The sequence below is a fragment of the Candidatus Phytoplasma bonamiae genome, from assembly GCF_030586845.1.
In the GTDB taxonomy this organism is placed as follows: domain Bacteria; phylum Bacillota_I; class Bacilli_A; order Acholeplasmatales; family Acholeplasmataceae; genus Phytoplasma; species Phytoplasma bonamiae.
This window is the reverse complement of sequence record NZ_JAOSIQ010000032.1, coordinates 1-4,797: the sequence shown is the minus strand read 5'-3', so window position 1 is coordinate 4,797 and position 4,797 is coordinate 1. Positions and strand designations below refer to the sequence as shown.

Here is a 4,797-nt window from a genome sequence, read left to right as displayed (position 1 = left end):
AAATTTAATAAAATATATTAATTCATAATGAATTAATTAAAAATAAAATTAATTTAATTTAAATTGTAAATCAATATATTTTTTTTCTAAATTCTTAATTTTTTGTACTAATTTTGGATAATTTGTAATAAGCGTTTGTAATTCGGGGTTTTGACAAGAATTGCTTAAAATTTTGTTTGCTATTTGATTTCGTTCATACGAATAATGCCAAATTTGTGTATTTATATAATTTAAATTTTTAATATTACAGATTCTTTGATAAAGGTTTTGAATTTTTTGATCTAAATTATTTAATTGTTTTTGTAATGTTACATCATCATCTAAATGATGAATGCAAAAATATGCAATTTTAGTAGTTAATTTTTTTCTTTCTAAGTAAAGTTTATCAATTTCAATATTTATAGAATTTTCATCATTTAAATCATTTAAATTATTCGTCGCTATTACTTTGTTATTGCTTATTATAAATAATAATCCTAAGAAAGTAAATAGAAAAATATCTATTATTTTAAATTTGTTTTGTAATTTAAACATTAATTAAATCTCCTTTAGACTTTTATTATTTAAATTTTAATATATTAGAAATTAATATAATTTTGTGAGTTCTTTGAAGTTTGTTTTAATTTAAATACGGGTAGATAAATTGCGTTTTATACAACGATTTGTATTTGTTGTTTTATTTACAATCAGCCCCCGTCCAAACCGGACAAGCAAGTTTCCCAGCATCCGGCTTTCCATAATTCACTCTCTTTCGAGAACTAATTTCCCTTCACAGTTGATTAGTTATTTATTCTTATTGTTCTTATTCTTTCTGATATCATGTATTTGTTGATTTGTTACCTTTCGATGACAATCCTTACACAATACTTTCGTTCTTTTATTCATAATACTTGGTGATGCGCATTGCGGACCGTACCAATGTAATGAAATTTGAAGTTGGGATGTTTTATTGCAATTCTCACAACGTTCCGCCTTTATACGGTCAGTTAAATGGGTACGACTTTGGAATATAAATCTATTAATGGTAATGTCTGGATTTCCCTTATAATTACGCATTGTCTTAATTTTGTTCCAAGAGTAAACCTCCCATGGTTCGTACTAGGTTTTCCCTTTATTAATATAAGCAATCCCCCAGGTCGAACCAATTTTGCATTTCTTTCGAACTCTAGCAATTGACGTTTTCCGTTTCCTTGCTAGTGTTTTCAAACAGCTATATTCCGCTAGATAACTTAAGTGAGTCAAAACACTTAGATTGTTAGCCAAACAAAAGTATTGGATAATTCCTCTAACAATTGTCTTATAGATCCGGATTATTTCTAATTCGTCTCTTTCTGCTAATGTTTCGTCGTGTTTCACCTTTCCCTTTTTTAACCAATTATATTCATATCCATATTCTTCGGCTTTCGCTCGGGAAATTCTGACAAGAACTTTGCCATTTAAGGAATCCTTAGTTGTTTTCCTTTCCCGAGTTTTGTTGGTAGGATTAACCTTTATCATGTAGGATAGAAACCTCGTTCCTTTGTTGGCTTTAACAACTTTGGACTTATCCTTACTAACAGTAAGGTTCAAGTCTTGCGTTAGCCATCGCGTTACTTGATTTTTGATGTTATACGCCTCATCATATTCCCCCTTAACACCAATGATAAAGTCATCAGCATAACGGATATATTCAACTCTGGGTTTTAGATTTAGATTGATATACCTGTCAAACCCCAGATTATGATGCTGATGTATTTTCCATGCCTTCCCATATTCTGGGTTACTCTTCCTAATCGGTATTCCTTCTTTAATCAGTTTCTCCATTTTCAAGTCGATGTAGTGTAAATATACATTCGCCAACAAAGGAGAAATAATCCCTCCTTGAGGAGCGCCTGATAGAGATTCGTATTTGATGCCATCTTTCATGAAATCGGATTTTAACCACTTGTTAATAGTTGAGAGCGTTTTATTCTTTTTGATAAACTGGTTTAAGGTTCTCATCAGAATCTCATGATTGATGGTATCAAAGTAACCTTTTAAGTCGATTTTAACAAGGTAGTTGATTACTTGAAATCTTTTTTTAACGCGTTTGATGGCGTCATGACATGATTTCTTGATTCTAAATCCAAAGCTCCATTCTGAGAAGATATTTTCGAAATAAGGAGTTAAGAGTTGTTCCAGGCATTTTTGCATCAGTCTATCTTTGATAGTCGGTATGCCCAAAGGTCTAGTTTTTTTATTATCTTTAGGAATGAAGATTCTTTTAACTGGTTTTGGGTTGTACCTGTTATTAACATATTCCCGATGGTATCTTTCTAGTCTTTCCAGATTGATTCCATCGATGGTTTTATTGTCAATTCCAGGTGTACCCGCTCCTTTGTTAGTGGCAATTGTATTAAATGCTGTTAACGTGTTATAAAAGTTATTCATTCCCTGCTGGATTTCTCTTTTTAAGGAGTAGCCGTTTGATGAACAATATTGAATTCTATTCAATGTTCGTGAAAGTTTAGTTTCTGATGAAACCGTTGTTGATATGATATATCAACTCCTTCCTTGATGCCATTGAATAAATAATAAATTACTTTCTGCTTTCGCCCTATGAGAGCTATTAACTCTCTTCTTGATAAGCCGATTAACTAAATTATTCCAAATTTAGGTTTACCCCCTTATGACTACTAAAAAGATTCTTTATCCTTGACCATCCGGTCTTTTATTTCCAGATTAGTAAACTTAATTACTTAGTCTTAGGATTCTCCAAGTTACGCTAAATTTCTACCTTAATTCTTTAGGGGAATTGACCATTCTAATAAATGGTAAGATTCCAGGTTGGTTAGGTGATAAACTACCCAATACTAACGATTTATATCGATAGTCTCTAGACTGCTCGCCTATAGTAGTTTGCGAAACAGGTTATGTTATTACATCTACTTATCTTCTTAGACCATTTCAGGTTTACCCTTAGAATCATTCGGTGGCGGTGTCTTTTTGACTAACTACTTTGTCGCAATCCGCTTTTATGGTCTGCTATAATCTATCATTCTTTCGTCTGATAAACCGACCATATCCTTTCAGGGTTTATCGGCCCTGGCTATTGGTTAGATAGCAGGAAATTTAGGCCTCTTTGGCGCCCTCGTTATTATTATAATAATCTTTTAATTAAAAGATTATTATAAAATTGTCAATTAATTTATATTGGTAATAGTCAATGTTTAATTGCATTTAGTATGATTGGGATATGAATGCTGTATTTTTTGAATTATTTAAAAACTTTTTTACAAAACAAATCGAAAATTCCCGAATAAGTATTTTGTTTTTGTTCAAGCAATTGTGTCATGTATTGATATTGATTTTTTTCGTTTTTAATTTTTTCAATTTCTATTTTTAATAAATTTAATTTTATTTTTAGTTCTTCTATTTTTTGATTTTGATTGCTATTTTCTTGATTTTTAAGATCTAATTTTGTCTGAATATTTTTAATTTCTTTTTTTAAATTAGTTATTTCGATTTCAGTTATTTTTTGACTATTCAATAACTCTTGTGTTTTTAATTTAAGATCATTTTCTAAGGATTTTTTTTCTAATTGAAGTTGTAAAAATTTAGATTTAAAATCTTTTTTTTCTTTTTGCAATAAATTTAATGTTTCCTTCAATTCTGCTATTATCTTTTTTTGAAATTCAATTTCTAATCGATTAAATATTGTTTGTTTTATATTTTGTTTATTTTTTTTAACTTCATCTCTAATACTTAATTTTTTTAACCAAAAAATATACATATTAGAAGCTCCATTGCTCATATATTGTAAATCTTCTAGAGAATAAATATCATCTTTTTGATCTCTTTCTCCTTTATCAAAAAAAACACACATTAACTTATATTCATTATTGCCTAATTGTGTAAAAGGAGGATTTTTAATGGTCCAAATAAGATCATATTTAATATTTTGTCCATTATAGCACGGATAATCTAAAACTAAAGGACTAAAACATTCATAACAATTCAAATTTATTAAATAATTTGATATATCCTCTTCTTTTTCTAAATAAATATTATGAATCTTCATATTATCAGTTTTATACATTATATCTTTATTATTTGTAATAGCTATCAAAGAATGAATATTTATGTTCATAACAAACAGTAATAATGCAACTGATAAATAAATATTAATGTTCTTAATTATTTTTTTTAATTTAACCATTTTTAAAGTTCCTTTTTTCTTTATTTAAATTTATTATTTATAATCAAGAAATTAAAATTAGGAAAAAAATAGTTATTTTTTGAAAAAGTGAATTTATTTTAATGTTTATTTCTTTTTTAAACAACAATTAAATTTTAATAGATTTTAGATTATTTAAAATATTGTAAATTATAAAAAATATTTATAATTTTTCATATTATATTAAATATATTTAATTATAAAAAAATTATTTAGAAATTTTTTAAATTTAAAGAATAAAATATTACTTTTTACTTATTAGGGTAATAATAGTGATAATAATTATAATTTTATTAAAAAATAATTATAATACTAATTCAATTTCTAATTTTAAAAATAAAAATAATTATTAAAAGTATAAATTATTAATATTTTTATAAAAGATATTAAAAAAAATTTATTAAATAAACATATTGATTAAAAATTTTATTAAATTTAATCAATTGTAAAATTATAATTTTATTTATTTTTTAACAAATTTAATAATTTTTTAAATATTTAATAATTTTCTAAAAATAAATATTTTTTAATTAAAATATAAAATTTTTAATTAATTTTTAGAAGAAACAAAAATAAATTATTTGGAAAAATACTAATTAGAA

General features: G+C 25.9%; 4 protein-coding genes. All 4 read right to left on the bottom strand.

Annotated features, from left to right (window positions below; genetic code table 11):
- Nucleotides 1-48: 48 nt before the first annotated feature.
- A complete protein-coding gene (locus OC701_RS02365; RefSeq protein WP_304514486.1) occupies nt 49-534 on the bottom strand; it encodes an SVM family protein in 486 nt (161 codons plus the stop codon).
- Between the two features lie 249 nt (nt 535-783).
- Nucleotides 784-1,056, bottom strand: a complete 273-nt coding sequence (locus tag OC701_RS02360) for a hypothetical protein (RefSeq protein ID WP_304514485.1) — start codon at nt 1,054-1,056, stop codon at nt 784-786.
- Between the two features lie 42 nt (nt 1,057-1,098).
- The gene (locus OC701_RS02355) at nt 1,099-2,472 is read right to left on the bottom strand and encodes a reverse transcriptase domain-containing protein (RefSeq protein WP_304514484.1); all 1,374 of its coding nucleotides are present in this window, start codon (nt 2,470-2,472) and stop codon (nt 1,099-1,101) included.
- A 763-nt stretch (nt 2,473-3,235) separates the two neighbouring features.
- Nucleotides 3,236-4,177: a hypothetical protein gene (locus OC701_RS02350; protein ID WP_304514483.1), complete on the bottom strand. Its 942-nt coding sequence runs from the start codon at nt 4,175-4,177 to the stop codon at nt 3,236-3,238.
- Between the last annotated feature and the right edge of the window lie 620 nt (nt 4,178-4,797).

Coding starts and splice junctions, on each gene's coding strand:
- OC701_RS02350 (WP_304514483.1), bottom strand. CDS start 4,177: ATGGTTAAATTAAAAAAAATAATTAAGAACATTAATATTTATTTATCA.
- OC701_RS02365 (WP_304514486.1), bottom strand. CDS start 534: ATGTTTAAATTACAAAACAAATTTAAAATAATAGATATTTTTCTATTT.
- OC701_RS02360 (WP_304514485.1), bottom strand. CDS start 1,056: ATGCGTAATTATAAGGGAAATCCAGACATTACCATTAATAGATTTATA.